41 protein-coding genes are annotated in these 26532 nt (G+C 46.2%); 2 read left to right on the forward strand and 39 right to left on the reverse strand.

Translation table 11 applies throughout. The features are described from left to right. The first annotated feature begins 366 nt into the window (after positions 1-366). Positions 367-1224: an HAD family hydrolase gene (locus Q9M42_RS14770; protein WP_322527228.1), complete on the forward strand. Its 858-nt coding sequence runs from the start codon at positions 367-369 to the stop codon at positions 1222-1224. A gap of 48 nt (positions 1225-1272) precedes the next feature. Here Q9M42_RS14770 and Q9M42_RS14775 read toward each other — a convergent pair whose 3' ends face one another. Then, the gene (locus tag Q9M42_RS14775) at positions 1273-2325 is read right to left on the reverse strand and encodes a P-loop NTPase (protein WP_322527229.1); all 1053 of its coding nucleotides are present in this window, start codon (positions 2323-2325) and stop codon (positions 1273-1275) included. A gap of 405 nt (positions 2326-2730) precedes the next feature. On the opposite strand from Q9M42_RS14775, the gene Q9M42_RS14780 reads away from it, so the two are divergent. Continuing rightward, on the forward strand, positions 2731-3300 hold the full coding sequence (locus Q9M42_RS14780) for a YdeI/OmpD-associated family protein (RefSeq protein ID WP_322527230.1): 570 nt from the start codon (positions 2731-2733) through the stop codon (positions 3298-3300). Between the two features lie 181 nt (positions 3301-3481). Here Q9M42_RS14780 and rpsI read toward each other — a convergent pair whose 3' ends face one another. The 38 genes from rpsI to rpsG all read right to left on the reverse strand — a co-directional run bounded on the left by rpsI (position 3482) and on the right by rpsG (position 26507). Beyond that, positions 3482-3874, reverse strand: a complete 393-nt coding sequence (gene rpsI, locus Q9M42_RS14785; protein ID WP_091616686.1) for a 30S ribosomal protein S9 — start codon at positions 3872-3874, stop codon at positions 3482-3484. A 20-nt stretch (positions 3875-3894) separates the two neighbouring features. Further along, positions 3895-4332 (reverse strand): 50S ribosomal protein L13, encoded by a 438-nt coding sequence (gene rplM / locus Q9M42_RS14790; protein ID WP_322527231.1) that lies wholly within the window; start codon positions 4330-4332, stop codon positions 3895-3897. A 242-nt stretch (positions 4333-4574) separates the two neighbouring features. Next, positions 4575-5312 (reverse strand): tRNA pseudouridine(38-40) synthase TruA, encoded by a 738-nt coding sequence (truA, locus tag Q9M42_RS14795; protein ID WP_322527232.1) that lies wholly within the window; start codon positions 5310-5312, stop codon positions 4575-4577. A 19-nt stretch (positions 5313-5331) separates the two neighbouring features. Further along, complete coding sequence (locus Q9M42_RS14800) at positions 5332-6129, reverse strand: energy-coupling factor transporter transmembrane component T family protein (protein ID WP_322527233.1); 798 nt, start codon at positions 6127-6129, stop codon at positions 5332-5334. Further along, positions 6122-6997, reverse strand: a complete 876-nt coding sequence (locus Q9M42_RS14805; RefSeq protein ID WP_322527234.1) for an energy-coupling factor transporter ATPase — start codon at positions 6995-6997, stop codon at positions 6122-6124. Before Q9M42_RS14805 ends, Q9M42_RS14800 begins: the two co-directional genes overlap by 8 nt. 4 nt (positions 6998-7001) lie before the next feature. Further along, complete coding sequence (locus Q9M42_RS14810) at positions 7002-7805, reverse strand: energy-coupling factor transporter ATPase (protein WP_322527235.1); 804 nt, start codon at positions 7803-7805, stop codon at positions 7002-7004. Between the two features lie 137 nt (positions 7806-7942). Beyond that, entirely contained in the window at positions 7943-8302 is a 360-nt protein-coding gene (rplQ, locus tag Q9M42_RS14815) for a 50S ribosomal protein L17 (protein ID WP_022794495.1), read from the reverse strand. 36 nt (positions 8303-8338) lie between these two features. Then, positions 8339-9283 carry a DNA-directed RNA polymerase subunit alpha gene (locus Q9M42_RS14820; RefSeq protein ID WP_298788682.1) on the reverse strand — a complete coding sequence of 315 codons (945 nt, stop codon included), beginning with the start codon at positions 9281-9283 and terminating at the stop codon, positions 8339-8341. Positions 9284-9413: 130 nt separating this feature from the next. Further along, on the reverse strand, positions 9414-9809 hold the full coding sequence (gene rpsK / locus Q9M42_RS14825; RefSeq protein ID WP_022794492.1) for a 30S ribosomal protein S11: 396 nt from the start codon (positions 9807-9809) through the stop codon (positions 9414-9416). 26 nt (positions 9810-9835) lie between these two features. Beyond that, positions 9836-10204, reverse strand: coding sequence for a 30S ribosomal protein S13 (rpsM, locus tag Q9M42_RS14830; RefSeq protein WP_022794491.1), 369 nt, complete (start codon positions 10202-10204; stop codon positions 9836-9838). 18 nt (positions 10205-10222) lie between these two features. Beyond that, the gene (gene rpmJ, locus Q9M42_RS14835; protein WP_084687350.1) at positions 10223-10336 is read right to left on the reverse strand and encodes a 50S ribosomal protein L36; all 114 of its coding nucleotides are present in this window, start codon (positions 10334-10336) and stop codon (positions 10223-10225) included. 70 nt (positions 10337-10406) lie between these two features. Beyond that, positions 10407-10625: a translation initiation factor IF-1 gene (gene infA / locus Q9M42_RS14840; RefSeq protein ID WP_022794490.1), complete on the reverse strand. Its 219-nt coding sequence runs from the start codon at positions 10623-10625 to the stop codon at positions 10407-10409. A 3-nt stretch (positions 10626-10628) separates the two neighbouring features. Further along, complete coding sequence (locus Q9M42_RS14845; protein WP_022794489.1) at positions 10629-10937, reverse strand: KOW domain-containing RNA-binding protein; 309 nt, start codon at positions 10935-10937, stop codon at positions 10629-10631. 251 nt (positions 10938-11188) lie between these two features. Continuing rightward, complete coding sequence (locus tag Q9M42_RS14850) at positions 11189-11842, reverse strand: adenylate kinase (protein WP_322527236.1); 654 nt, start codon at positions 11840-11842, stop codon at positions 11189-11191. Between the two features lie 70 nt (positions 11843-11912). Further along, positions 11913-13205 carry a preprotein translocase subunit SecY gene (gene secY, locus Q9M42_RS14855; protein ID WP_322527237.1) on the reverse strand — a complete coding sequence of 431 codons (1293 nt, stop codon included), beginning with the start codon at positions 13203-13205 and terminating at the stop codon, positions 11913-11915. Beyond that, positions 13205-13645, reverse strand: coding sequence for a 50S ribosomal protein L15 (rplO, locus tag Q9M42_RS14860; RefSeq protein ID WP_322527238.1), 441 nt, complete (start codon positions 13643-13645; stop codon positions 13205-13207). The genes secY and rplO overlap by 1 nt, the downstream gene beginning before the upstream one ends. A gap of 35 nt (positions 13646-13680) precedes the next feature. Further along, positions 13681-13866 carry a 50S ribosomal protein L30 gene (rpmD, locus tag Q9M42_RS14865; RefSeq protein WP_022794485.1) on the reverse strand — a complete coding sequence of 62 codons (186 nt, stop codon included), beginning with the start codon at positions 13864-13866 and terminating at the stop codon, positions 13681-13683. Between the two features lie 13 nt (positions 13867-13879). Continuing rightward, entirely contained in the window at positions 13880-14380 is a 501-nt protein-coding gene (rpsE, locus tag Q9M42_RS14870) for a 30S ribosomal protein S5 (RefSeq protein ID WP_022794484.1), read from the reverse strand. Between the two features lie 20 nt (positions 14381-14400). Then, entirely contained in the window at positions 14401-14760 is a 360-nt protein-coding gene (gene rplR, locus Q9M42_RS14875; protein ID WP_298788702.1) for a 50S ribosomal protein L18, read from the reverse strand. A 45-nt stretch (positions 14761-14805) separates the two neighbouring features. Beyond that, entirely contained in the window at positions 14806-15342 is a 537-nt protein-coding gene (rplF, locus tag Q9M42_RS14880; RefSeq protein WP_322527239.1) for a 50S ribosomal protein L6, read from the reverse strand. 32 nt (positions 15343-15374) lie between these two features. Next, the gene (gene rpsH, locus Q9M42_RS14885; protein WP_079475117.1) at positions 15375-15773 is read right to left on the reverse strand and encodes a 30S ribosomal protein S8; all 399 of its coding nucleotides are present in this window, start codon (positions 15771-15773) and stop codon (positions 15375-15377) included. 64 nt (positions 15774-15837) lie between these two features. Continuing rightward, positions 15838-16377 carry a 50S ribosomal protein L5 gene (gene rplE, locus Q9M42_RS14890; protein WP_022794480.1) on the reverse strand — a complete coding sequence of 180 codons (540 nt, stop codon included), beginning with the start codon at positions 16375-16377 and terminating at the stop codon, positions 15838-15840. Between the two features lie 31 nt (positions 16378-16408). Continuing rightward, on the reverse strand, positions 16409-16732 hold the full coding sequence (rplX, locus tag Q9M42_RS14895; RefSeq protein WP_079475115.1) for a 50S ribosomal protein L24: 324 nt from the start codon (positions 16730-16732) through the stop codon (positions 16409-16411). 47 nt (positions 16733-16779) lie between these two features. Further along, on the reverse strand, positions 16780-17148 hold the full coding sequence (gene rplN / locus Q9M42_RS14900; RefSeq protein ID WP_079475114.1) for a 50S ribosomal protein L14: 369 nt from the start codon (positions 17146-17148) through the stop codon (positions 16780-16782). Positions 17149-17180: 32 nt separating this feature from the next. After that, complete coding sequence (gene rpsQ, locus Q9M42_RS14905) at positions 17181-17447, reverse strand: 30S ribosomal protein S17 (protein WP_322527240.1); 267 nt, start codon at positions 17445-17447, stop codon at positions 17181-17183. Positions 17448-17470: 23 nt separating this feature from the next. After that, positions 17471-17674, reverse strand: coding sequence for a 50S ribosomal protein L29 (gene rpmC, locus Q9M42_RS14910; RefSeq protein WP_091616711.1), 204 nt, complete (start codon positions 17672-17674; stop codon positions 17471-17473). Further along, positions 17664-18098, reverse strand: a complete 435-nt coding sequence (gene rplP, locus Q9M42_RS14915; protein WP_022794475.1) for a 50S ribosomal protein L16 — start codon at positions 18096-18098, stop codon at positions 17664-17666. Before rplP ends, rpmC begins: the two co-directional genes overlap by 11 nt. 1 nt (position 18099) lies before the next feature. After that, entirely contained in the window at positions 18100-18759 is a 660-nt protein-coding gene (gene rpsC, locus Q9M42_RS14920) for a 30S ribosomal protein S3 (RefSeq protein ID WP_322527241.1), read from the reverse strand. Positions 18760-18762: 3 nt separating this feature from the next. Then, complete coding sequence (rplV, locus tag Q9M42_RS14925; RefSeq protein ID WP_022794473.1) at positions 18763-19104, reverse strand: 50S ribosomal protein L22; 342 nt, start codon at positions 19102-19104, stop codon at positions 18763-18765. Between the two features lie 23 nt (positions 19105-19127). Then, positions 19128-19406 (reverse strand): 30S ribosomal protein S19, encoded by a 279-nt coding sequence (rpsS, locus tag Q9M42_RS14930; protein WP_022794472.1) that lies wholly within the window; start codon positions 19404-19406, stop codon positions 19128-19130. A gap of 60 nt (positions 19407-19466) precedes the next feature. Next, positions 19467-20306 (reverse strand): 50S ribosomal protein L2, encoded by an 840-nt coding sequence (gene rplB, locus Q9M42_RS14935; protein WP_022794471.1) that lies wholly within the window; start codon positions 20304-20306, stop codon positions 19467-19469. 32 nt (positions 20307-20338) lie between these two features. Continuing rightward, a complete protein-coding gene (gene rplW, locus Q9M42_RS14940; protein ID WP_022794470.1) occupies positions 20339-20626 on the reverse strand; it encodes a 50S ribosomal protein L23 in 288 nt (95 codons plus the stop codon). After that, complete coding sequence (gene rplD, locus Q9M42_RS14945) at positions 20626-21249, reverse strand: 50S ribosomal protein L4 (RefSeq protein WP_022794469.1); 624 nt, start codon at positions 21247-21249, stop codon at positions 20626-20628. Before rplD ends, rplW begins: the two co-directional genes overlap by 1 nt. Positions 21250-21267: 18 nt before the next feature. Further along, positions 21268-21909 carry a 50S ribosomal protein L3 gene (gene rplC / locus Q9M42_RS14950; protein WP_022794468.1) on the reverse strand — a complete coding sequence of 214 codons (642 nt, stop codon included), beginning with the start codon at positions 21907-21909 and terminating at the stop codon, positions 21268-21270. Positions 21910-21952: 43 nt separating this feature from the next. Beyond that, positions 21953-22264, reverse strand: a complete 312-nt coding sequence (rpsJ, locus tag Q9M42_RS14955) for a 30S ribosomal protein S10 (RefSeq protein ID WP_027847395.1) — start codon at positions 22262-22264, stop codon at positions 21953-21955. A 321-nt stretch (positions 22265-22585) separates the two neighbouring features. After that, a complete protein-coding gene (tuf, locus tag Q9M42_RS14960; protein ID WP_022794466.1) occupies positions 22586-23776 on the reverse strand; it encodes an elongation factor Tu in 1191 nt (396 codons plus the stop codon). Between the two features lie 130 nt (positions 23777-23906). Then, entirely contained in the window at positions 23907-25985 is a 2079-nt protein-coding gene (gene fusA, locus Q9M42_RS14965; protein WP_322527242.1) for an elongation factor G, read from the reverse strand. Between the two features lie 51 nt (positions 25986-26036). Next, a complete protein-coding gene (rpsG, locus tag Q9M42_RS14970; protein ID WP_022794464.1) occupies positions 26037-26507 on the reverse strand; it encodes a 30S ribosomal protein S7 in 471 nt (156 codons plus the stop codon). Positions 26508-26532 lie beyond the last annotated feature (25 nt).

Below are 26532 nucleotides of genomic sequence, written 5' to 3' on the forward strand. Positions count from 1 at the left end.
GTTGCTTTTGATTGGGGCTCTGGCTTGTCTTTCCTTTTCAAAGAACGATCTGCCGCTCAAAGCGACAATTACTATCATACCAAGTAGGCAAATGAAAGTCAACAACTTTTTGTGAAATTTATTATTTCAGGTTGTTGTTTTTTCGTCTCTCTCTGAAGCGCATGTATAAATATATCACCGTGGCTCTAAGCGGTCAACAATTTTTTATAATTTCTTTTTAAAAAATGCAGAAATAAATTACCGCATAATTAGCCATTGCTCCCACAGGTCTCTACATAGGCCTTTCCTTTTCATTCTGATTACTAATTGCTTTAGATTTTATGCTATTCTAGGGGTAGGTAATGGAAGAAAGGAGAGAATTGACCGTTGGCCGATATCCACTGGAATGATAAAGAGTTATTGATTTTTGATTTGGATGGCACTCTATATGAGGATACTGAACACTTTGATTATTACGCTGAACGGCTGGCTGCTTTTATTGCAGAAAAAGACAGGCCTGCGTTTTTCTCCGAATACGAAGCTGTTCAAAACGGCGAGCGTGATCTGCAGATAGGTACAGCATATGATGCAGAAAACGACCGGATTCTTTATCTCGACCCGGTCACCACCCAACCAGTAAGAGTCGTCAGTTGGAGCGGGAAAGAAATGGAGCCTTCTGTGTGGGCCGAAGAGTATAAGAACCTTTCTTTTGACTTTGACAAAAAAATAGCTATCGGGGACGGGTGGTGGACTCCGCATGCTACTGCCAGACATTTCGGGGTTTCGAAAGAGGAAGCCTACGCCGCTTACGTGGAAACAAAAACATATATGTCATCTGAAGCTTTCCAGCTTTCCCAGACCCCTTCGCTTCGGTCCGGCCTTCAATGGCTTCAATCTAATGGAAAGCAGATGGTGTTAGTCACCAATAGCGACGATGAAGATGCAGAGTCCATTTTACAGCAATTAAACCTTCACGACCTGCTTCCTCCCTATACCAGGATTACTTCCGCCAACAAACCCGCAGAAACGAAGGATCATTACGAACAATTACTGGAGGAGTACCGGGTGAACCCTCAGGAAACGATGGTCATCGGGGATAACTTAATGAATGACGTGATGCCCGGCGTTCTGCTCGGGATTGAAGGCATTCATATCGGCCCTTTAACTCATTCTCCCTCTAAATATATTTATACCGTCCCGTCTCTCCAGCAGCCGATGGAAGAACTCATTCAATACAATAAATAGCAGGAAGCCGCCTGCAGATATCTGCAGGCGGCTTCCTTTTGTTGAATGCTACTCAGTCGGTACTTTATTCATAATCGTTGATGCCAATTCATCATAAAGCTCACCGATCGGGTGTTCCGGCTGATAAACAGATGGAGCGAACACGCTGTCATCTTCAAGCGGCTGACCCAACGGAATGCGGCTGAGAATGCCAACCTTTAACTCGTCAGCCAGACGGTCTGCTCCGCCCTCACCGAAGACATATTCTTTCTCACCGCTCCGGCTTTCATAATAAGCCATGTTTTCAATAATCCCCAACACACGGTGATTGGTTTTAATCGCCATTGCTCCGGCACGGGCTGCGACAAATGCCGCCGTCGGATGCGGCGTAGTGACGATAATTTCCTGACTTTCCGGCAGAGTAGTGTGAACATCGAGTGCCACGTCCCCTGTTCCCGGCGGAAGATCCAACAGCAGGTAATCAAGGTCGCCCCACTCCACTTCGTTAAAGAAGTTGTTCAGCATTTTCCCGAGCATTGGGCCTCTCCATACTACCGGCGCGTTATCCTCCACAAAAAATCCCATCGAAATGACTTTAACGCCGAAACGCTCTACCGGATAGATCCGTTCATCCTGTACCTTCGGCCGCTCTTCAATGCCCATCATGTCCGGTACACTGAAGCCGTAAATGTCTGCGTCGATAATACCCACTTTTTTTCCGGCACGGGCCAGTGCCACAGCTGTATTTACTGTAACCGTGGATTTACCAACTCCGCCTTTACCGCTTGCAATGGTAATAAACTGAGTTTTGTTATCCTCGGATAAAATTTTCGGCCCTTCTTCCCCTTTTAACCCTCCGGCTTTTTCTACTTCTTCGGGTTCAAGAGTTTCGAAGCGGAGTCCTACTGAGTCGGCCCCGGCCTCTTTAATCGTATCCACTACCTGCTGCTGCATCTGCATTTGTTCAGGAGTACCAGTCTTTGCCAATGCTATTTTTAAACGCACTTTGCTGTCATCTTTGACACTGATACTGCGGATACCGCCGGTTTCAACAATCGGCTTGCCCAGATCAGGATCTTCTATGGACTTAAGTGCTTCGCGCACCTGTTCTTCTGTAATCACATTGCACACCTTCCTTCTCTAGACTATAGCTGTAACTATTGGAACCATTCCTTATCTAGCATACCGTTTTTAAGAAGCAGATTTCAAACGTTTACAACTAAAACCTGCCGTTTTTCTCTCTACACAAGCAAATGAGGTAAATAAAAGGTCGAAAAAATATACTTTCTTGCTAGTGCTTTATAGGTAAGTGTCCCGGGAGACCGTATAATTGAAGCACTTAGCTATACTATAACTTACAGCATCAATTGATTGCCCTCGTGGAAATCAACGGTATATTTTTAAACACTCCGTTCAACTTACTGTAAAAACGGTTATTAGTTAAATACAACATCAACTTTCTTTTTGTTTTCAGCTCATATCTGTAACGTTATCTTCAGTACTAAATATAGAAAGGATATGCTCAAAATGGAAATTGAAAATCTAATTACAGCGAAGACAAGACAGGAATTAAGAGAGTGGCTCGAAGAGAACTCAAATACAGAAAAGTATTGTTGGGTTTTAATAAGCAGGACCGAAAAACCAGGTGTCGTTCAGTATCTGGATGTAGTTGAGGAAGCATTATGTTTTGGCTGGATTGATGGTATAAGTAAAAAATTATCAAATATGGAGCTGGCTCAAAGGCTTTCCCCACGAAAGAAAAAAAGTAATTGGACTGAATTAAATAAAGAAAGGGTGCGAAGATTAGAAAAGTTAGGTTTGATGAAAGAAGAGGGATTGAAAGCCCTCCCTGATATGAGGCCTGAATCTTTTACCATTGATAAAGATATTGAACTGCGTCTAAAAGAAGATTACCAATTGTATCAGAATTTCATTAACTTCCCGGATCTATATAAAAGGGTTCGAATTGATACAATACAAAGCTATAGAAATGAACCTGATATTTTTAATAAAAGATTGGAAAAATTCATTGAAAACACAAGAAAAAATAAAATGTATGGTCAATGGAACGACAAAGGTCGTTTAAGCAACTATTGAGAAAAGGAAATATTAATGGAATTTAGAACGTTCATTAAAAAAATTACTGCTTAAATTTAATATCAAAAAAAGCACCAGCCATGTGATATGCTGATGCTTTAAATTCTTCATAATATTGATTATTGATTTGATCCAACCTGCACCAAAAACCTTTGTGAAAGCTGGCATACCAATAATTTTATTAACGCTTCGAGAACTGTGGTGCACGACGTGCTGATTTGAGACCGTATTTTTTACGTTCTTTCATACGTGCATCACGAGTCAGGTAGCCTTCAGATTTCAGTGTAGGACGGAAATCCGGGTCTACTTTCAAGAGAGCGCGCGCTACTCCGTGACGAATAGCACCAGCCTGGCCGGTGAAACCGCCGCCTCTTACAGTTACTTTAATGTCATAAGAACCTTCCGTGCCTGTAGCAGCGAGTGGCTGCTTTACAACAAGCTTCAAAGTTTCAAGGTTGAAATACTCGTCGAGTTCACGGTCGTTTACAGTGATTTTTCCATCGCCTGGCTCAAGAAAAACTCTAGCCGATGAGTTTTTCCGGCGTCCAGTACCGTAATATTGTACTTGTGCCAAATGTAGTCCCTCCTTTTATTTTAACCGCGCAGCTGCAGTTCTTCTGGTTGTTGTGCGTGGTGTTTGTGCTCTGGGCCTTCGTATACGAATAACTTCTTGCCTTGTTCGCGGCCAAGAGTATTTTTCGGAAGCATGCCTTTAATAGCAATTTCGAGCATTTTTTCTGGTTTCTCACGGCGCATGTCATCTGCGCGTGTAGATCTCAGTCCGCCCGGATAACCGCTGTGACGGTGATAATACTTTTGAGAAAGTTTTTTCCCGGTCAAGTGGATTTTTTCTGCATTAACAATAATCACGTTATCCCCAACGTCGATGTGTGGGGTGTATTGTGGCTTTGTTTTACCGCGAAGGATTGCAGCGACTTCACTGGCAAGACGTCCGAGTGTCTGGCCTTGTGCGTCTACTACGTACCATTTGCGTTTTACGTCGCCTGGCTTAGCCATGTATGTCGTACGCATAGTTGTTTCCCTCCTAAATCAATTCTCTGCCGATTATATCATCGATCACTTGTCTTATTTACGCTCATCATTCCGTATCCCGGGGCAGTGGGACGTGAAATGCCAAATAACATCGTATAATAACAGGGACCAAATGTCAATGTTAAAACACCAGGAAACGTTGTTTTTTTATAATCAATTTTCTTCGAAGCCGGGTACGTTTTCAGCTGACCTTATAGGCTGTTAACGCAAGGCTTTTGCTGTCAGTAATTCACCTTCCAAAGGTACAGCCCGTGGCCGGGAGCTGTATTACCTGCAGCTGCCCGCTCTTTCGCTTCAATAATGGATTTCATTTCTTCAGGGGGACGGTTTCCCTTCCCTATTTCCAGAAGCGTTCCTACAGCAATACGAATCATATTATACAAAAAGCCTGATCCGCGGAACGTAAACCACAGCTCTTCCCCATCGAGCGCAGCATCTGCTTTGTATACTGTGCGGGTTTTTTCCTTCACGTCGGTATTGGCGGCGCAAAAGGAGGAAAAGTCGTGCTCCCCTTCGATGTGACGCACTGCCTTCTGAACAGCTTCAACGTTCGTAGGATATGGGTAATAAAAGGCATAGTTCCGGCGGAACACATCCCGTTCCTTACGCAGCAGCACACAGTACCGGTATTCTTTTTCCACCGCATCAAAACGTGCGTGAAAATTCTCATCGGCATACGCGGAGTGCCACACGTGGATATCTTTTGGCAGAAAGGATTCGAGGGCCTTTCCCCATTTGTGCTCCGGCAGCTGCAGCGGGGAATCAAAATGAAAGACCTGGCCTTTTGCATGCACACCGGAATCTGTCCTCCCCGAAGCATGAATTGGTACGTGCACCCCTTTATGCATCTTCTGAAGCGCTTCTTCGATTTCTCTCTGGACAGTCCGGCGTCCCGGCTGCACCTGCCAGCCTTCAAAAAACGTACCATCATACGCCACTGTTGCTTTCACTCTTGGCACTGGACTCTCCCCCTTTCGTTTACTGGCGTAAAAACAATAAAATGACTCCAAACGCCGCGATCAGAACACAGCATAAAGTATCTCTCCAGCCCCAAACGAGCAGACGAAGCTTTGTCCGGCCTTCTCCTCCGTTATAGCCGCGGGCCTCCATAGCATAGGCCAGATCCTCCGCCCGGCGGAAGGCACGTACAAATAACGGCACCAGTAGGGATACGAACGCCTGCATCCTGTCCCTCATAGAACCTTTGTTAAAATCAGCGCCGCGGGCCGTCTGGGCTTTAATAATTTTTTCCGTTTCCTGCAGCAGCGTTGGAATGAACCGGATCGCAATCGACATCATCATCGCCACATCGTAGGCGGGAAACTTAAAGCGCTCGAGCGGGGAAAACATTTGCTCCAATGCGTCTGTAAGGTCAATCGGACTCGTTGTCAGCGTTAAGAGCGATGTAAAGTATACGAGCAGAAGCAAACGAAGCGAAATAAAAAGCCCCTGGCGGATTCCTTCCTCATAAAACGAAAATATACCGAGCGAAAAAAGGATATCGCCTTCTCTTGTAAAAAAAGCGTGCAGAAAAAATGTTAATATCACTAAAATAAATACCGGAAACATGCCTTTACGGATATACCGAAACGGGACTCCGGAAAGAAAATAAATGGCTATCGCCGCCACTCCGAAAAGCGCGTATCCGTTCCAGCTGTTCACGAGAAAAATGACGATGATCAAAAATAATACAGCGGCAATCTTTGCCCGGGGGTCCATATGATGAAGAAAGGAGCGCCCCGGCAGGTACTGGCCGATTATGACATTTTCAAACATGCGGCACCTCCCCGTTCTGAACCGCCTGCTCCCAGTAGTCGGCAGCTTCTGCCGGAGAAAGCTTATAATGCGGGAAGCGGATGCCGCTCTCCCGTTCAATCTGCTGAAGCACCTGCACCTGCTCCGGGATGTCCAAATCCATTTCCCGCAGCTTTTCCCGCTGGGCATAAATCGCTTCCGGCTCTCCCTGCATTCTGATCTCTGCATCGTCCATCACATACATGTACTCAGCAAATGCAGCCGCCTCCTCCATTTGATGCGTAATCATAATCGTAGTTGGCTGATACACACGCTGCCAGTTCATAAACAGCTCCAATATTTCTTTTTGCCCCTGGGGGTCGAGCCCAGCGGTCGGTTCGTCCAGGATAAGAATATCCGGATTGGTGGCAAGCACCCCAGCTATTGCTACCCGCCGCATCTGCCCCCCGCTCAGCTCGAACGGCGAGCGCTCCAGCAGTGTTTCACTGAGTCCCACTTGCTGAAGCAATTCGGGAAGCTTCTTTTGTATCTCTGCTACATCCATTCCCTTGTTTTTCGGCCCAAACAATAAATCTTTTTCGACAGTTTCCTCAAACAGCTGGTGCTCGGGATACTGAAACACCATCCCTACATGACTCCGCACCGTTTTGACCATTTTTCGTTTTGTCCTGGCCTCCAGCCGGTGACCTCCTACCGTTACCACGCCGGCGGAAGGCTTCAGCAGTCCGTTGATGTGCTGTACAAGTGTCGATTTCCCGGAACCGGTACGCCCAATGACCGCTGTTACGGAAGAAGAGCGAAAGATGGCATCTATATTTTTGAGTGCCAATGTTTCAAACGGCGTTTTTTTCATATATACATGGCTTACGTTTTGAAAATTCACATCCATGCAGCTACTCTCCTTCAACCATAGTACGAAGCGTCCGTATCTCGATTCTCCGCTTCTTTGCTTCCCGGTAAAGCTGATATTTATACGGAAGGGGCATCCCTTCTGCCTCCATCCACTCCAGTTGATCGGGAATGCTGGCCGTTGTTACATCTTTTTCGATTCGTCCTGCTTTCATAAACCAGATGCGGTCGGACATGAAGGCTTCTTCGAGGTAATGGGTAATCGATACGATGGTGATACCCGATTCCCGGCACAGCCGGTTCATTGTTTCCAGAATTTCTTTTCGGCCATTTGGATCAAGCATCGAGGTGGATTCATCAAACACCATCACCTGCGGACGCAAAGCAAGAATTCCGGCTATCGCTGCCCGCTGCTTCTGACCTCCGGACAGGCGGTGCGGCTCCATATGTAAAATATGCTCGATATTTACCCAGCGGCTGACTTCATCAATACGTTCAAGCATCACTTCGCGCGGAATTCCGGCGTTTTCCATACCAAAAGCGATATCGTCACGAACCGTCGGCGCTACGAATTGATGCTCCGGGTTTTGAAAAACCATGCCCACTTCCCGCCGGATCATTTGCAGAGCCTTTTCATCTTTTGTTTGTTTACCCAGCACAAGAACGGACCCTACGGTCGGCTGGGACAGGCCGTTAAAGAGACGGGAGAGTGTCGATTTCCCGGAACCATTGGCTCCTATAATCGAAAGCCATTCCCCCTTATGGATCTTTTTATTTAATCCTTTCAGCACCTTTTCGTCGCTTTCCTCGTATTGATACTCAAGATTCCGGAGTTCAATAATCGCCATGCCCTCTCCCCTCCCTTTAATGTTCGATTTTTGCATAGAAAAAAAGCAAGACGCAGTCTTTACAGACATCGTCCTGCCTCTTTTACATATAACCTTCATTTGCAAATGAAAGAAATGTATAAACGAGGACTTCCCGTTTATACAAGTTCGATGATAGCCATTTCAGCAGCGTCCCCACGGCGCGGTCCGAGTTTCAGTACGCGCGTGTATCCGCCTTGACGGTCTTCGTAACGAGGACCGATTTCAGAGAACAGCTTCTGAACAGCATCCTGGCCTTCTTCATTAGCTGTTTCCTTGCGAACAAATGCAGCTGCCTGACGGCGGGCGTGCAAATCTCCACGTTTTCCAAGAGTAATAATTTTTTCTGCGATCGGCTGTACTTCCTTCGCTTTTGCGTGAGTTGTTTCAATCCGGCCGTTAATAATAAGGTCGGTAGTCAAATCACGAAAGAGCGCTTTTCTTGCCGAAGTGTCGCGTCCAAGCTTTGAGTATGGCATTACAATTCCCTCCTTTGATCAAACAAATATTTATGATTAGTCCTCTTCGCGCAAGCCGAGGCCGAGTTCACCGAGTTTTTCCTGAACTTCTTCCAGCGATTTGCGTCCGAGGTTGCGGACTTTCATCATATCTTCTTCTGACTTCTGCGTCAGTTCCTGCACAGTATTGATGCCTGCGCGTTTCAGGCAGTTATAAGAACGGACCGAAAGATCAAGCTCTTCAATTGTCATTTCAAGCACTTTTTCTTTTTGGTCTTCCTCTTTTTCCACCATAATCTCCGCATTCTGTGCCTGATCGGTGAGGCCGATAAAGATATTCAAGTGTTCATTCATGATTTTTGCACCAAGGGAGACTGCCTCTTCGGGACGGATGCTTCCGTCTGTCCAGACATCCAACGTTAACTTGTCGTAGTTGGTAATCTGTCCGACACGGGTATTTTCCACCTGGTAATTTACTCGCTCGACCGGCGTGTAAATAGAATCAATAGGAATGACACCGATTGGAAGGTCGTCGCTGTTGTTTCCGTCAGCCGGGACATAGCCGCGTCCGCGATGAGCGGTAAGGCGCATATGCAGGTTGGCATTTTTTGATAAAGTAGCGATGTGAAGATCCGGATTCAGAATTTCCACGTCACTGTCGTGCGTGATATCCCGTGCAGATATTGTACCTTCTCCCTGCACATCCACTTCAAGTACTTTTTCATCATCAGAATACACCTTTAACGCGAGCTTTTTCAAATTCAAAATAATGGTTGTTACGTCTTCAAGTACGCCTTCAATCGTAGAAAACTCGTGAAGAACCCCATCAATTTGAACCGTAGAAACCGCTGCTCCCGGTAACGAGGATAAAAGAATACGACGCAGGGAATTCCCCAGGGTAGTACCATAACCACGTTCCAATGGTTCAACAACAAATTTGCCAAACTTGGCATCTTCGCTCACTTCGACCGCTTCAATGTTAGGCTTTTCAATTTCGATCATTTGTTTGCGTACCCTCCTTCAAACGTCGTACATCCGGCAGCCGGTGCCGGAAAGTAAGGAAAACAGGAAAGCGAAATGCAAAAGCACTCTTCAAGCCTGCATCCTTTGCAATAGTCATGTTCGCTTTCAGTTATGCACGTGGACGTTTTGGCGGGCGGCACCCGTTATGAGGTACTGGCGTAACATCACGAATGACCGTAACTTCTACACCGGTCGCCTGAAGGGAACGAATTGCAGCTTCACGTCCAGCTCCTGGACCTTTCACTGTAACTTCTACGCTTTTCAATCCATGTTCCATTGCAGCTTTTGTTGCTGTTTCTGCAGTCATTTGAGCTGCGAAAGGAGTGGATTTACGGGAACCTTTGAAACCAAGAACTCCAGCGCTTGCCCATGCAAGTGTGTTTCCCTGGACGTCCGTAATGTTTACAATCGTGTTGTTAAACGTCGAGCGGATATGAGCCACACCCGATTCTATATTCTTGCGCTGACGGCGTTTACGTGGTGCGTTCGACTTTGCTTTTGCCATAATAGGTAACCTCCTTTATAAATAAATTATTTACGTTTGTTTGCTACGGTACGACGCGGACCTTTACGGGTACGGGAATTGTTCTTCGTGTTTTGTCCGCGAAGCGGCAGTCCACGACGATGACGGATTCCACGATAGCTTCCGATCTCCATCAAACGTTTGATGTCGAGGGAAGTTTCACGGCGAAGATCCCCTTCTACCGTATGGTTGTTATCAATAGCCGTACGGATACGGGCGAGCTCGTCTTCTGTTAAATCACGCACACGGGTGTTCTGGTCAACGTCAGCTTCGTTCAGAACCTGAACTGCAAGCGATTTGCCGATGCCGTATACGTAAGTGAGTGAAATAGCAATACGCTTATCACGCGGAATATCTACTCCTGCAACACGTGCCATGCGGGCACCTCCTTTTTATTATCCTTGTCTTTGTTTATGCTTCGGGTTCGAGCAGATTACCATTACCGAACCTTTACGGCGAATAACTTTACAATTGTCACAAATCTTTTTAACGGAAGCTCTTACTTTCATTTTCCATTTACCTCCTTCACTGCATGCATGCCATGCATTGGTAAGAGTGCTCAAGAATGAACTTGCGGGTCTATTTGTAGCGGTACGTAATACGTCCGCGGGAAAGATCGTACGGTGAAATTTCTACAGTTACTTTATCACCAGGAAGAATCCGGATAAAGTGCATACGGATCTTACCGGAAACATGCGCTAAAATTTTGTGTCCATTTTCAAGCTCAACACGAAACATAGCGTTTGGAAGAGGCTCAACCACCGTACCTTCCATTTCAATAACATCATCTTTAGCCATGAATTAATTCTCCTTTTCAAATAAGGCTTCTTGTTCAAAAAAGGTGTAAAGAGCGTGCCGGATTTTCGCGTTAGTCACTCGGCCGGTTTCTATTAAACTCGACTGTACTTCCGGCGAAATATACGAAAGCAATTCTACGTGGGACGTGTTTTTCTTCTTTCCCCGATCGAACTTTCGTCTTTCCCCGTCCGCCAGCATCAGAAACTTATCATCCAGCACATCGATTACTACCGCGTACTGACCAGCTTCGCGCCCCCGGGTCACTCGAACGATTTGTCCCAGATCGGGTCGCCTTGACTCCGAATCTTTCATGCATGCATCCTCTTTTCCTTAGGCTTCGTTAGGATTTAGCAACCTGAAACCGTAATAAACGGCCCAGGTTGCCCAACCATCGGAGAGGGTGTATACGTGTTTGCTCTAGGCAAATTCAGTGTACCCCTAAAATGATGGTATTGCATCATGTTCCCGGGTCGTATCCGATGGACTCCACATTACTTATGAAACGATTCTGCCACATCGCACTTCCCGTATTATAACGAGTTCCCGACCCGTTTTACAAACAATCATGCACGAAGGTCTTTCAAGAGTGCTTCAATGTCATGAAATACTTTATCTATATCCTGATCTCCATCGATGTTACGGAGATATCCTTTTTCTTCATAGAAATCAATCAGCGGCTGCTGCTGTTCAATGTTTACTTCCAAACGGCGCTTAACCGTTTCCGGTTTATCATCATCGCGCTGAACGAGTTCACTTCCGTCTACATCATCAATGCCTTCCTGCTCCGGCGGATTGTAAATCACGTGATACGTTCTGCCTGAGGAAGGTGAAACGCGACGGCCGGTAAGACGTTCTTCAAGTTTTTCTTTTGGAACATCGATGTTCAGTACGTAATCAAGCTGCCTGCCCATATCCGCCAGCATTTTTTCCAGTGCACCGGCCTGGGCCGGAGTTCTAGGAAAACCATCGAGCAAAAATCCGTTTCGGCAGTCTTCTTTCTGCAAACGTTCTTCAACAATACCGTTTGTGACTTCGTCTGGAACTAAATCACCAGCATCCATATAAGACTTTGCCTGTCTGCCAAGCTCGGTCTCTTCTTTAATGGCTGTGCGGAACATATCCCCAGTAGAAATGTGGGGAATATTGTATTCTTCACTAATTGTTGCAGCCTGCGTGCCTTTTCCAGCACCCGGCAGCCCCATCAATATCAGATTCATGCTATCTCCTCCAACGACTATTTTACCCGAAGGGAAGCGGCATAGGCGAGCTTCATCTTCGAGGCCAATTCTATTTAATGAAACCGCGATAGTTCCGTTTAACTAACTGGCTTTCTACTTGCTTCATCGTTTCTAAAGCAACCCCTACGACGATTAGAAGGCCTGTACCGCCAATTTGAATCGACTGTGGGAGACCCATCTGTGTGATGAAAAAGACTGGAATGATGGCAACCACGGTTAAAAACAGGGCTCCGACGAATGTAAGCCTGTAGAGCGTCCGCCGGATGTACTTTTCAGTGGCAAACCCTGGGCGTATGCCGGGAATATAGCCACCCTGCTTTTTCAGGTTCTCCGTCATTTGTTCGGGATTCACCTGCACAAAGGCATAAAAGTACGTAAACGCAATGATTAAAGCTGCATATACGACCATTCCTATAGGCTGCGTATAATCAAAGTTATTTACAATCCAGTTGGCAATCGCATTCTCTTCCCCAATAAAGCTCGCTGCTGTTGGCGGAAAAATAAATAACGCCAAAGCAAAAATTACCGGAATAACCCCTGCAGCGTTTACTTTTAAAGGAAGGTGTGTCGACTGGCCGCCAACCGGGCTCCGTCCAACAGTTCGTTTTGCGTATTGAATAGGAATTTTGCGCAGCGCCTGCTGTACAAAAATGACGCCTACAATAATAGCAAGAACTGCTACTGCCAGAAGCGCTATAGTGATAATGCCTATATATAACTCTCCGCCAGCATCCTCGATCTGCGTCGCATAAATTTGGTTGATTCCATTAGGAATACCCGCCGCAATACCGGCAAAGATCAGGATAGAGATACCGTTCCCCACACCTTTTGCAGTGATTTGCTCACCAAGCCACATTAAAAAAGCCGTGCCGGCTGTCATTATCAACGCAATAAATATATACTTTGCAGCATTTGGGTCCGGAATAAGCCCTGGAAAATAGTTGTTAAATCCAACAGACATTCCAAGTCCCTGAACAAACGCAAGAACAATAGTAAAATAACGGGTGAACTGATTCAGTTTCCGTCTTCCTGTTTCCCCCTGCTTTGCCCATTCCGAAAATTTAGGCACAACATCCATACGAAGCAATTGTACCACAATTGAAGCGGTAATGTATGGCATGACGCCCATCGCAAATATGGAATACTGCGACAGCGCCCCGCCTCCAAACGTGTTTAAAAAGCCAAATGCACTTGCTTCATCAGAGAAATTTAGCACCTGGCGGTTTGTTCCAGGCACCGGAATAAAACTTCCGATCCGAAATATAATCAACATGGCTAAGGTGAACAACACCTTGTTCCGAATATCACTCACACGAAACATGTTGATAATCGTGCGGAACATTAGACCACCTCGGTTTTTCCGCCTGCTGCCTCAATTGCTTGCACTGCTGAAGCAGAGAACTTGTTCGCGTGCACCTGAAGCTCTTTCTCCAACTTGCCGTTGCCTAAAATTTTCACGCCATCTTTATACTTGCTGATTACGCCTTTTTCAAGCAACGCTTCTGGAGTTACTGTTGTACCATTATCGAAGCTGTTGAGCGTTTCCACATTAACAATAGCGTACTCTTTACGATTAATATTCGTAAAGCCGCGTTTTGGCAAACGCTTGAAGATAGGGTTCTGCCCACCTTCAAAACCTGGACGTACACCACCGCCGGAACGGGCGTTCTGCCCTTTTTGTCCGCGACCGGAAGTTTTGCCGTTGCCGGAAGCCGGTCCGCGGCCTACACGATTACGCTGTTTGTTTTGGCCTTTTGTAGGCTGAAGTTCGTGGAGTTTCATGTTGCCACCTCCCTGTCATTTAGGAATGAAATTTATTAGTTCAGTTCTTTTACCGTCAGCAGGTGAGCTACTTTGTTCACCATACCGCGGATTGCAGGATTGTCTTCTTTTACTACCGTACGATTGATTTTATGCAAACCAAGTGTACGAACAGTAACACGTTGTTCCTCCGGGCGTCCGATCATGCTGCGGGTAAGGGTGATTTCCAATTGTTTGGCCATTTGCTTTCCCCCCTTATCCTAACAATTCTTCGACGCTCTTACCACGCAATTTAGCTACTTCTTCAGCTGTTTTCAAAGAAGTTAATCCGTTGATAGTAGCGCGAACCATGTTAATAGGATTGTTGGAACCGAGAGATTTCGACAGAATGTCCTGTACGCCGCCAAGCTCTAAGATGGCACGTACCGGTCCTCCAGCGATTACCCCAGTACCTTCAGATGCAGGCTTCAATAGAACGTTGCCTGCGCCGAAGTGACCAGTGATTTCGTGTGGAATAGTTGTTCCTACGATCGGAATCTGTACAAGGTCCTTTTTAGCGTTTTCTACCGCTTTACGGATTGCTTCTGGTACCTCAATAGCTTTTCCCTGGCCAAAGCCGACGTGGCCGTTACGGTCTCCAACTACTACGAGTGCTGCAAAGCGGAAGTTACGTCCACCTTTTACAACTTTTGCGACACGGTTGATGGTTACAACACGTTCTTCAAGCTCCAGTTTATTCGGATCAATACTTTGCATTCTTGTCCCTCCCTTACTTTTTAGAATTTTAGTCCGTTCTCGCGGGCTGCTTCAGCGAGTTCTTGAACACGGCCGTGATAAACAAATCCACCCCGGTCAAAAACGACTGTGTCATAGCCTTTTTCGGTAGCACGCTTGGCGAGAGTTTCCCCGATTTTGCGGGCAGCCTCTTTATTGCCGCCATTTTCGATTCCGGAATTTTTCTCCATTGTCGATGCTGCTGCCAGAGTCACTCCTGCTTCGTCGTCAATCAGCTGCGCATAGATATGCTTTGCAGAACGGAAAACGTTCAGACGAGGACGTTCTGGTGTGCCGCTGATTTTACGGCGGATACTCATATGGCGTTTCTTACGTTTTTCATAACTTGTTGCTTGAGCCATCGTACAGTTCCTCCTTTCGTGCTTGTTGCGATGTTAATTAACCGATTATTTACCCGTTTTACCTTCTTTACGGCGAACTTCTTCCCCTTCGTAGCGGATTCCTTTGCCTTTGTAAGGTTCAGGAAGACGCACAGAGCGAATGTTGGAAGCTACTGCCCCCACGCGTTCTTTATCAATACCGCGCACGGTCACTTTCGTATTAGAAGGTACTTCAATATCGATTCCTTCCTCGGAAACAAATTCTACCGGGTGGGAGTAACCAACGTTTAACACTAACTTCTCGCCAGTCTTCTGCGCACGATAACCTACGCCGACGAGCTCGAGGTTCTTTTCGAACCCTTTTGTTACACCTTCTACCATGTTGTTTACAAGGCTTCGGGTCGTACCATGAAGCGAGCGGTACGTTTTATTGTCAGAAGGGCGTTCAAAAGTCACTTCCGACTCTCCAATGTTCACAGTAATAACCGGGTGAAGATCACGGCTCAATTCACCTTTTGGTCCTTTAACTGTAACTGTATTTCCGTCTTTAGCGATTGTTACGCCTTCTGGAATTTCGATTGGTTTCAGGCCAATACGAGACATATTGCACACCTCCGTTCTTTATAACGATTTTATTACCAAACGTACGCGAGTACTTCGCCGCCAACGTTTTGTTTTCTTGCTTCTTTATCAGACATAACACCTTTAGATGTAGAAATTACTGCGATACCAAGTCCGCCCAGCACTTTAGGAACCTCGTTGGATCCTGCATAAACACGGAGACCTGGTTTACTGATACGTTTGATACCGGAAATAACTTTCTTATTTTCCGTACCTGTTTTTAAGAATAAGCGGATCATTCCCTGTTTTTTATCATCGACATATTCAACATCGCGGATGAAACCTTCCAGCTTGAGGATTTCAGCGATTTCTTTTTTGAGGTTCGATGCAGGAAATTCTACTTTCTCGTGGTTCACCATGTTTGCGTTGCGGATACGAGTAAGCATATCAGCAATCGGATCTGTCATGACCATTTGAATACCTCCCTCCCAGTTACGGGGTCGTGCGCCGGCGCCTGCCGGCGTTTACGTGAATAATTTATTTTTGAAATGGCATGCCCATTTGATCGAGCAGCTCGTAAGATTCTTCATCAGTGGAAGCAGTAGTAACGATAACGATATCCATTCCGCGTACTTTTTCTACCTGATCGTAGGAAATTTCCGGGAAGATCAATTGTTCGCGTACACCAAGCGTGTAGTTGCCACGGCCGTCAAATGCTTTGTTTGACACACCGCGGAAGTCACGGACACGTGGAAGCGTGACGTGGATTAATTTCTCCAGGAAGTCATACATACGTGCTCCGCGCAAAGTTACCTTTGCACCGATTGGCATACCTTCACGAAGTTTAAATCCTGCAATAGAACGTTTTGCTTTTGTAATCAAAGGCTTCTGCCCGCTGATTGCTTCCAGCTCTTCTACTGCTTTATCCAATGAGCGAGGATTTTGTACTGCTTCCCCGACACCCATGTTAATAACAATTTTATCAACCTTCGGTACTCCCATTACGGAAGAGTAGTCGAATTTCTCATGTAGACTCGGTACGATTGATGTTTGATACTTTTCTTTTAAAGCGTTCATTCGTGTGACCTCCTCTCGTCCTTTGTCTTACTTAGTTCAGGGCTTCACCTGATTTTTTGGCGACACGTACTTTTTTGCCGTTTTCCACTTTGTGACCAACACGTGTTGGTTCGCCGGATTTCGGATCAAGCGGCATAACGTTTGATACGTGAATGGCAGCTTCTTGGTTTAAGATACCGCCTTGTGGATTTTCCTGGGAAGGCTTCGCATGTTTTTTCACGATGTTAACACCTTCGACGATTACACGTTCCTGTGCAGGCATTGCTTTAAGGATAACGCCTTCTTTGCCTTTATCCTTGCCGCTGATTACTTTTACTTTTTCACCCTGTTTAACATGAAGCTTATTTTGGGCCATTTTCGCACCTCCTTAACGGGACATCACGACTTCGCATGATATTTGTATTACAGAACTTCCGGTGCAAGGGAGATAATTTTCATATACTGCTCATCACGAAGCTCTCTTGCTACTGGGCCAAAGATACGTGTTCCACGTGGTCCTTTGTCCGTACGTACGATTACAGCTGCGTTTTCGTCAAAGCGAATGTAAGAACCGTCTGGACGGCGGACGCCGCTGCGGGAACGTACAATAACTGCCTGGACAATCTCGCCTTTTTTGACAACGCCCCCTGGTGTTGCTTGTTTGACAGAGCATGTAATCATATCACCGATATTAGCAGTTTTACGGCCGGAACCGCCCAAAACTTTTATGCACTGTACTTCGCGGGCACCAGAGTTATCCGCTACTCTTAAGCGTGATTCTTGTTGGATCATAGGTCACGGTACCTCCTTTCTTTAAAAACGATTTAAAGAATAACTGATTCTTCTATTACTTTCACGAGACGAAAACGCTTGTCCTTCGACAACGGGCGGGTTTCCATGATCTGGACGATGTCGCCAACTTTTGCAGTGTTTTCTTCATCGTGGGCTTTAAACTTTTTGGAGTCTCTGACACGTTTGCCGTACAACGGGTCTTTTTTATAAGTTTCAACAACAACAGCAATCGTTTTATCCATTTTATCGGATGTCACGCGGCCGTTATAAACCTTACGTTTGTTACGTTCTTCAGCCATATTGGTTTAACCTCCTTTTCCTTTTAGCCTTTGTTCATCCCGAGTTCACGTTCACGCAACACGGTTTTGGCACGTGCAATATCTTTTCTTACAGTACGGATGCGGGCGGGATTTTCCAACTGACCAGTCGCTAATTGAAAACGAAGGTTAAAAAGTTCTTCTTTCAGGCTTTTTGTTTGGTCTTCGATTTCTACTGTGGTTAGATCTCTCAATTCATTAGCTCTCATTTGCCTCACCACCCACTTCTTCGCGTTTCACAAATTTCGTTTTGATCGGTAACTTGTGAGCTGCAAGTCTCAAAGCCTCACGGGCAATTTCTTCGTTAACCCCGGCAATTTCAAACATGATCTTTCCTGGTTTTACAACAGCTACCCAGCCTTCAGGAGAACCTTTACCGGAACCCATGCGGACTTCAAGGGGCTTCGCTGTGTATGGCTTGTCCGGGAAGATTTTGATCCAGACTTTACCGCCACGTTTCATATAACGAGTCATAGCGATACGTGCAGATTCGATCTGGCGGTTCGTGATCCAGGAAGCTTCCACTGCCTGCAGCCCATACTCGCCAAAAGTGATTTCTTTGCCGCCTTTTGCACGGCCTCTCATTTTGCCACGGTGTTCGCGACGATACTTTACGCGTTTTGGCAATAACATATTATTTGCCTCCTTCCTCTTTGTTCGTTCCTTTCGTTGGAAGGACTTCTCCGCGATAAATCCAGATTTTTACACCCAGTTTACCGTACGTTGTATCTGCTTCTGCAGTGCCGTAATCAATATCTGCACGCAACGTATGGAGAGGTACTGTTCCTTCACTGTATCTTTCAGAGCGGGCGATGTCTGCGCCGCCTAAGCGTCCGTTCACTTCTGTCCGGATCCCTTTTGCTCCTGCGCGCATCGTACGCTGAATAGACTGTTTCATTGCACGACGGAAAGAAATACGATTTTCAAGCTGGCGGGCAATGTTTGCCGCTACGAGACGGGCATCCATGTCTGCCTGCTTTATTTCTGCAATGTTAATGTGCACCCGCTTGTTCGTCAGGTTGTTCAAGTCTTTACGAAGTGCTTCCACTTCCGAACCACCGCGACCGATAACCATTCCTGGTTTCGCAGTATGGATCGTAATATTCACACGGTTTGCCGCACGTTCGATTTCCACAGTAGAAATAGAAGCGTCAACGAGCTTCGTTTCGATGTGACGGCGCACTCTGTAGTCTTCATGAAGCAAAGTCGCGTATTCTTTTTCCGAATACCATTTCGATTCCCAATCACGGATGACTCCAACACGAAGTCCGATAGGATTAACTTTTTGTCCCACGCGTTATCCCTCCTTTTTTTCTTCGACGATTACAGTAATGTGACTCGTACGTTTGTTAATGCGGCTTGCGCGCCCCATTGCCCGTGGGCGGAAACGTTTGAGTGTTACTCCCTCGTCTACGAATGCTTGGCTGATGTAAAGATTTTCTGGTTCCATCTCATAGTTGTGCTCTGCGTTGGCGATAGCAGAGTTGATAACTTTCTCAACAATCGGAGACGCCGATTTTGGCGTGTTCTTAAGGATGGCAATAGCTTCTCCGACGGATCTTCCCCGGACTAGGTCTATCACAAGACGAGCCTTGCGGGGGGCGATACGGATCTGCTTTGCTACTGCTTTTGCTTCCATGTTTCTTTACCTCCCCTCAGGTCTTATCTTTTCGTTTTTCTATCGTCATTTTTATGGCCTTTAAACGTTCTAGTTGGTGCGAATTCACCAAGCTTATGGCCTACCATATCTTCAGATACATAAACAGGTACGTGCTTGCGTCCGTCGTACACTGCAATCGTGTGGCCGACAAATTCCGGGAATACTGTGGAACGGCGTGACCAGGTACGAATAACTTCTTTATTGTTCGAATCGTTTAGTCTCTCGATTTTATTCATCAAGTGCAAGTCGACGAAAGGTCCTTTTTTTAAACTACGACCCATGAGAGAACCTCCTTTCGCGATTAACCTGCGATTCCGGAGAACCGCAGCTTCATATTTTTATTATTTTTTCTTACGGCGACGGCCCCGCACGATATATTTATTGGAATCTTTATTGCGTTTTCTCGTTTTATAGCCAACTGCAGGCTGACCCCAAGGGGATACAGGTGCAACGCGTCCGATTGGCGCACGGCCTTCACCACCACCGTGTGGGTGATCGCTAGGGTTCATTGCGGAACCACGAACGTGTGGACGTTTGTTTAACCAACGGGAACGTCCGGCTTTACCGATGTTCACCAGTTCATGCTCTACGTTTCCAACCTGACCGACAGTTGCACGGCAGGAAGCGAGGATCAGACGGGTTTCACCGGAACGAAGACGCACGAGTACGTACTTGCCTTCTTTACCGAGAACCTGGGCTTCTGCGCCAGCGGAACGAACGAGCTGTCCGCCGCGGCCCGGCTTCAATTCGATATTATGAATAACAGTACCTACCGGAATATCACGAAGATCCAATGCGTTACCAAGTTTGATATCTGCACTCGAACCAGCCATGATTTCCTGACCAATTTTCAACCCTTTTGGAGCAAGGATGTACCGTTTTTCTCCATCAACGTAGTTGATAAGCGCGATATTTGCTGAACGGTTTGGGTCATACTCGATCTCAGCAACTTTACCTGGTACGTCGTTTTTATTACGTTTAAAGTCAATAACACGGTATTGACGTTTATGCCCGCCGCCCTGATGACGACTGGTCATGCGACCCTGGTTATTACGACCGCCTTTTTTGTGAAGCGGTTCAAGCAGCGAACGTTCTGGTGTTTCTGAAGTGACTTCGCTGTGCTTGTTTACCGACATGTGACGGCGGCCGTTTGTGGTCGGTTTATACTTTTGGATAGCCATGCTCATTACCCTCCTTCGTATCTATTTGTTAATTAAGCACCTTCGAAGAATTCAATATCTTCGCTATCTGCTGTAAGCGTCACGATCGCTTTTTTACGGTTGGGTTTGTACCCTTCATGACGGCCAAAACGACGGAATTTACCTTTTTTGTTCATTGTATTTACTTTCTCTACCTGAACATCAAAGATTTCTTCAACCGCGTTTTTGATTTGGAATTTATTAGCTTTCACGTCTACTTCAAACGTGTATTTCTTTTCGTCCATCAAGTCAGCGGAGCGTTCTGTAATAACGGGTTTTTTAATTAGGTCACGTGCTTCCATTATGCGAACACCTCCTCTACTTTCTTCACGGCGTCCTGTGTCATAACCAATTTGTCATGTTTCACAACGTCGAGGACGTTTACACTGCTTGCCGTGAGGAATGTTACGTTAGGAAGATTGCGTGCAGACAGACCGACGGTTTCATCGTCGTTGCCGGTAACAATCAATACCTTCGTATCAATGGAAAGAGAAGAAAGTACTTTAACCATCTCTTTCGTTTTTGGAGCATCAAACTTCAGCTCATCAAGCACGACAAGATCATTTTCCTGTGCTTTGCTTGCAAGTGCTGATTTGATAGCCAGACGGCGAACTTTTTTCGGAAGCTTGTAGCCGTAAGACCTTGGAGTCGGACCGAACACGATACCACCTTTCACCCATTGCGGGGAACGGATGGAACCTTGACGGGCTCGGCCTGTGCCTTTTTGGCGCCATGGCTTGCGTCCGCCACCGCGGCGTTCGGAACGGTTTTTCACTTTGTGCGTTCCTTGTCGTAACGATGCTTGCTGCATGATTACTGCGTCATACAGAACGTGCTCATTTGGTTCAATACCGAAGACAGTGTCTGCTAATTCGATATCTCCTACGCGGGAACCGGTTTGGTTTAGTAAATCTACTGTTGGCATCTTGCGCCCTCCTTTCTATTATGCTTTTTCAGTGTTTGCTTTCACAGCGTTCTGTACTGTTACATAGCTGCGTTTCGCACCAGGAACATTGCCTTTAACTAAAAGCACGTTGCGCTCGGTATCTACTTTAACAATCTCCAGGTTTTGTACTGTAACCGTGTTGTTACCCATACGTCCAGGGAGCTTTTTGCCTTTCAATACGTGGTTAGGGTCGATAACGCCCATCGCACCAGGGGCACGGTGAAAACGGGAGCCGTGCGTCATTGGTCCGCGGGATTGGTTATGGCGCTTGATGGCACCCTGGAACCCTTTCCCTTTGGATTTTCCAGTAACGTCTACGATATCTCCTTCTGCAAATGTTGCTACACTGACCTCTTGACCAACCTCGTAATCCTCAGGGTTTGTCCCGCGGATTTCTCTAACGAAGCGCTTGGGGGTCGTGTTTGCTTTCTCAGCATGTCCTTTTTCCGGTTTGATTACGCGTGCTTCTTTTTTGTCGTGGAAACCTAGCTGAATAGCTTCGTATCCATCAGACTCAGTAGTTTTCTTTTGAAGCACAACGTTTGGTTCTGCTTCAATGACCGTAACTGGAAGCAGTTCGCCGTTTTCTTTAAACAGTTGCGTCATGCCGAGTTTTTTACCCAAGATTCCTTTGGCCATGAGTCACACCTCCTAATAAATTTTGATTTTCATATATTTGTTATTATAATTTGATTTCGATGTCTACACCCGATGGTAGATCTAAGCGCATAAGCGAATCTACCGTTTGCGGCGTTGGCGTTAAAATGTCGATTAAACGTTTATGTGTACGCATTTCAAATTGCTCACGAGCATCTTTAAATTTATGCGTAGCACGAAGAATTGTATAAACAGATTTCTCTGTTGGCAATGGAATTGGTCCAGAAACACCTGCACCAGAACGTTTTGCCGTGTCTACAATCTTTTCAGCGGATTGATCCAACACTCTGTGATCATACGCTTTTAAACGAATACGAATTTTTTCATTAGCTGCCATTAAAAGCCCTCCTTCTCGTCCGATTTTACAGACATACTCCGCGAAAATTTCCTCACACCTGGTCATGGCAATGGACCCGGGTGTGTCAGCAACCTTCCGCATCATCGCCTGACCGTGGGTGGATATAGAAGTATTTCTATGTCTCCCATGGTCACACTTCATCTATTATAGTGATCGTTCGCCTTTTACGCAAGGGTTTTTTCAAAAAAATCTCGATATGCCTCCCCCTTTTTCTTTTTTATCTTTAAGAGCCCTAATTAATATGGAAGGAATAAAAAAACCTCTAATGCTTTTCAGCATTAGAGGAGAATAATCGGGTGATTATTTTTGGATAGTGGAAACAACGCCGGCGCCAACTGTACGGCCGCCTTCACGAATAGAGAACTTAGTTCCTTCTTCGATAGCGATTGGGTTGATGAGCTCAACTGTCATTTCTACGTTGTCGCCAGGCATTACCATTTCAACGCCTTCAGGCAGCTGGATGATACCAGTTACGTCCGTAGTACGGAAGTAGAACTGTGGGCGGTAGTTAGAGAAGAATGGAGTATGACGTCCACCTTCGTCTTTGGAAAGTACATAAACTTCTGCTTTAAAGTTAGTGTGTGGAGTAATCGAACCTGGCTTTGCAAGAACTTGGCCACGTTTGATGTCATCACGGGACACACCACGGAGAAGCGCGCCAATGTTGTCGCCAGCTTCTGCATAGTCAAGAAGCTTACGGAACATTTCCACACCAGTAACCGTGGATTTGCGGGAGTCTTCATCGATACCGATGATTTCAATTTCGTCCCCAACGTTAAGAACGCCACGTTCAACACGGCCAGTCGCAACTGTACCACGGCCTGTGATAGAGAATACGTCCTCTACAGGCATCATGAACGGCTTGTCTTTGTCACGGTCTGGAGTTGGAATGTAGTTGTCTACAGCTTCCATCAGTTCAAGGATTTTGTTTTCATACTCTTCGTCGCCTTCGAGGGCTTTCAGAGCAGAACCGCTGATGATTGGTACATCGTCACCAGGGAAGTCGTATTCGGACAAGAGGTCACGAACTTCCATTTCTACGAGTTCGAGAAGCTCTTCGTCGTCTACCATGTCAACTTTGTTCAAGAAAACAACGATGGATGGTACACCAACCTGACGGGAAAGCAGGATGTGCTCACGAGTCTGAGGCATTGGGCCGTCAGCTGCGGACACAACGAGAATCGCTCCGTCCATTTGAGCTGCACCAGTGATCATGTTTTTAACATAGTCAGCGTGACCTGGGCAGTCAACGTGTGCATAGTGACGGGAATCAGTTTCGTACTCTACGTGTGCAGTAGAGATTGTGATTCCACGCTCACGCTCTTCAGGTGCACCGTCGATTGCGTCATAAGCCATAGCCGTTCCGCGGGAATATTTTTTGTGAAGTACCGTTGTGATCGCAGCAGTCAAAGTTGTTTTACCATGGTCAACGTGACCGATAGTACCAATGTTCGCATGCGTTTTCGAACGGTCGAATTTTTCTTTTGCCATTATAATTGTCCTCCCTTTATTTCAGGTAATTAATGTTATATAGCAGCCAGGCGGGCGCTGCTATCAGTAAACGCCCTACCTTAGCTTACAATAAATCGGTCATGCATACAATCATCAAGCTGCCGGATTTTTACTGTCCTGTTGCCTGCTTGATAACATCTTCAGAAACACTTTTTGGCACTTCTTCGTAATGATCGAAGAACATGGAATACGTTCCGCGGCCCTGCGTATTGGAACGAAGAGTCGTGGCGTAACCAAACATCTCAGCAAGCGGTACAAATGACCGGATAACCTGAGAGTTGCCACGTGCTTCCATGCCGTCTACACGGCCACGGCGGGATGTTACATCACCCATGACGTCGCCCATGTATTCTTCTGGAACCACGATATCTACTTTCATTAACGGCTCAAGCAGTACCGGCTTACATTTTTGCTTTGCTTCACGCAGAGCCATGGAAGCCGCAACTTTAAATGCCATCTCGTTAGAGTCGACATCGTGATAGGAACCGTCAAAAAGAGTAGCTTTTACATCGATGACCGGATAACCGGCGAGCATACCGCTTTGAAGGGACTCTTCAATACCGGACTGCACGGAAGGTACATACTCACGAGGTACCACACCGCCGACGATTTTGTTTACAAATTCAAAGCCGGCGCCTTCTTCGTTTGGCTCAAACTTCACCCAAACGTGTCCATACTGGCCGCGTCCACCGGACTGACGTACGAATTTACCTTCGCAGTTAGCTTCCTGGCGGATTGTTTCACGATAGGATACCTGAGGGGCACCTACAGTCGCTTCTACTTTGAATTCCCGTTTCAAACGGTCAACGATAATATCAAGGTGAAGCTCGCCCATACCTTTGATGATCGTTTGTCCGGTTTCTTCGTCTGTTTCTGTCTGGAAGGTTGGATCCTCTTCTGCAAGCTTTCCGAGAGCGATACTCATTTTGTCATGGTCCGCTTTCGACTTCGGCTCTACAGAAAGGGAAATAACCGGTTCAGGGAAGTCCATCGATTCAAGCACGATGTTGTCTTTTTCTGCCACAAGTGTGTCACCGGTGCTCGTATCTTTCAAACCGACACCCGCTGCAATATCCCCGGCATATACCGTTGAAATTTCTTCACGGGAGTTTGCGTGCATTTGAAGAATACGGCCGACGCGCTCACGTTTGTCTTTCGTGGAGTTTTTGACGTACGACCCAGAACTGAGTGTACCAGAATACACACGGAAGAAGGTCAACTTACCGACATAAGGGTCTGTGGCCACTTTAAAGGCCAGTGCAGAGAACTTCCCGTTGTCGTCTGCCGGGCGCTCTTCCTCTTCTTCCGAATCCGGATATTTACCTTTAATAGCAGGAACATCCAATGGAGATGGAAGATAGTCGAGAACAGCGTCGATCATAAGCTGAACGCCTTTGTTTTTAAAGGCAGAGCCACAAAGTACTGGATAAAACTCAACGTTCAGCGTTCCTTTACGGATCGCCAGTTTGAGTTCTTCATTTGTGATTTCTTCTTCTTCAAGGTATTTCATCATAAGATCTTCATCAAGTTCCGATACAGCTTCTACCAGCTTCTGGCGGTATTCCTGCGCCTGTGCCTGATACTCTTCCGGAATTTCACGTGCTTCCGCACGGGTTCCGAGATCATCAAGGTAGTAGTAAGCCTGCATTTCGATAAGATCAATAATTCCTTCAAAATCATCCTCAGCACCAATCGGAAGCTGAATTGCCTGAGCATTCGCGCCAAGACGCTCTGTCAGTGTGCTTAAGGAATAAACAAAATCCGCGCCTACCTTGTCCATTTTGTTAACAAAAACAATACGTGGAACATGATAGGTAGTTGCCTGGCGCCATACAGTTTCTGTCTGCGGCTCCACGCCGGACTGCGCATCCAATACAGCAACAGCTCCGTCAAGCACACGCAGGGAACGCTCTACCTCTACGGTAAAGTCTACGTGGCCAGGAGTGTCAATGATATTGATACGGTGGTTTTTCCATTGGGCTGTCGTCGCAGCGGAGGTGATAGTAATACCACGCTCTTGTTCCTGCGACATCCAGTCCATTTGAGAAGCACCTTCATGGGTTTCACCAATTTTATGGATACGACCCGTGTAATAAAGGATACGCTCTGTTGCTGTCGTTTTACCAGCATCAATATGAGCCATGATTCCAATATTACGGGTTTTTTCCAAGGAGAATTCACGTGCCATGGACTTTCTTTCTCCTTCCATTCATCAAAGTAGTATTTTCCGCGGTAGTGCTTACCAGCGGTAGTGAGCAAACGCTTTGTTTGCTTCAGCCATACGATGAGTATCTTCACGACGCTTAACAGCAGATCCTGTGTTGTTGGAAGCATCAAGAATTTCATTTGCAAGACGCTCTTCCATGGTTTTTTCTCCACGAAGACGAGCGTAGCTTACGATCCAACGAAGCGCCAGAGTCGTACGACGGTCTGGTTTAACTTCGATTGGCACCTGATAGTTAGCTCCCCCTACACGGCGGGCTTTTACTTCCAATACAGGCATAACGTTTTTCATAGCCTGATCAAAAACTTCCATCGGCTCCTGACCGGAACGCTCCTGCACGAGGTTAAATGCTCTGTATAGGATATTTTGCGCCTTTCCTTTTTTACCATCATTCATTACACGGTTGATCATACGTGTAACAAGCTTGGAGTTATAAATAGGATCAGGCAGAACATCACGGCGTGGTGCTGGTCCTTTACGAGACATAAATCCTCCTCCTTTCTCTATATTA

Origin of the sequence: Marinococcus luteus, assembly GCF_034497705.1 — a bacterium.
In the GTDB taxonomy this organism is placed as follows: Bacteria; Bacillota; Bacilli; order Bacillales; family Marinococcaceae; genus Marinococcus; species Marinococcus luteus_A.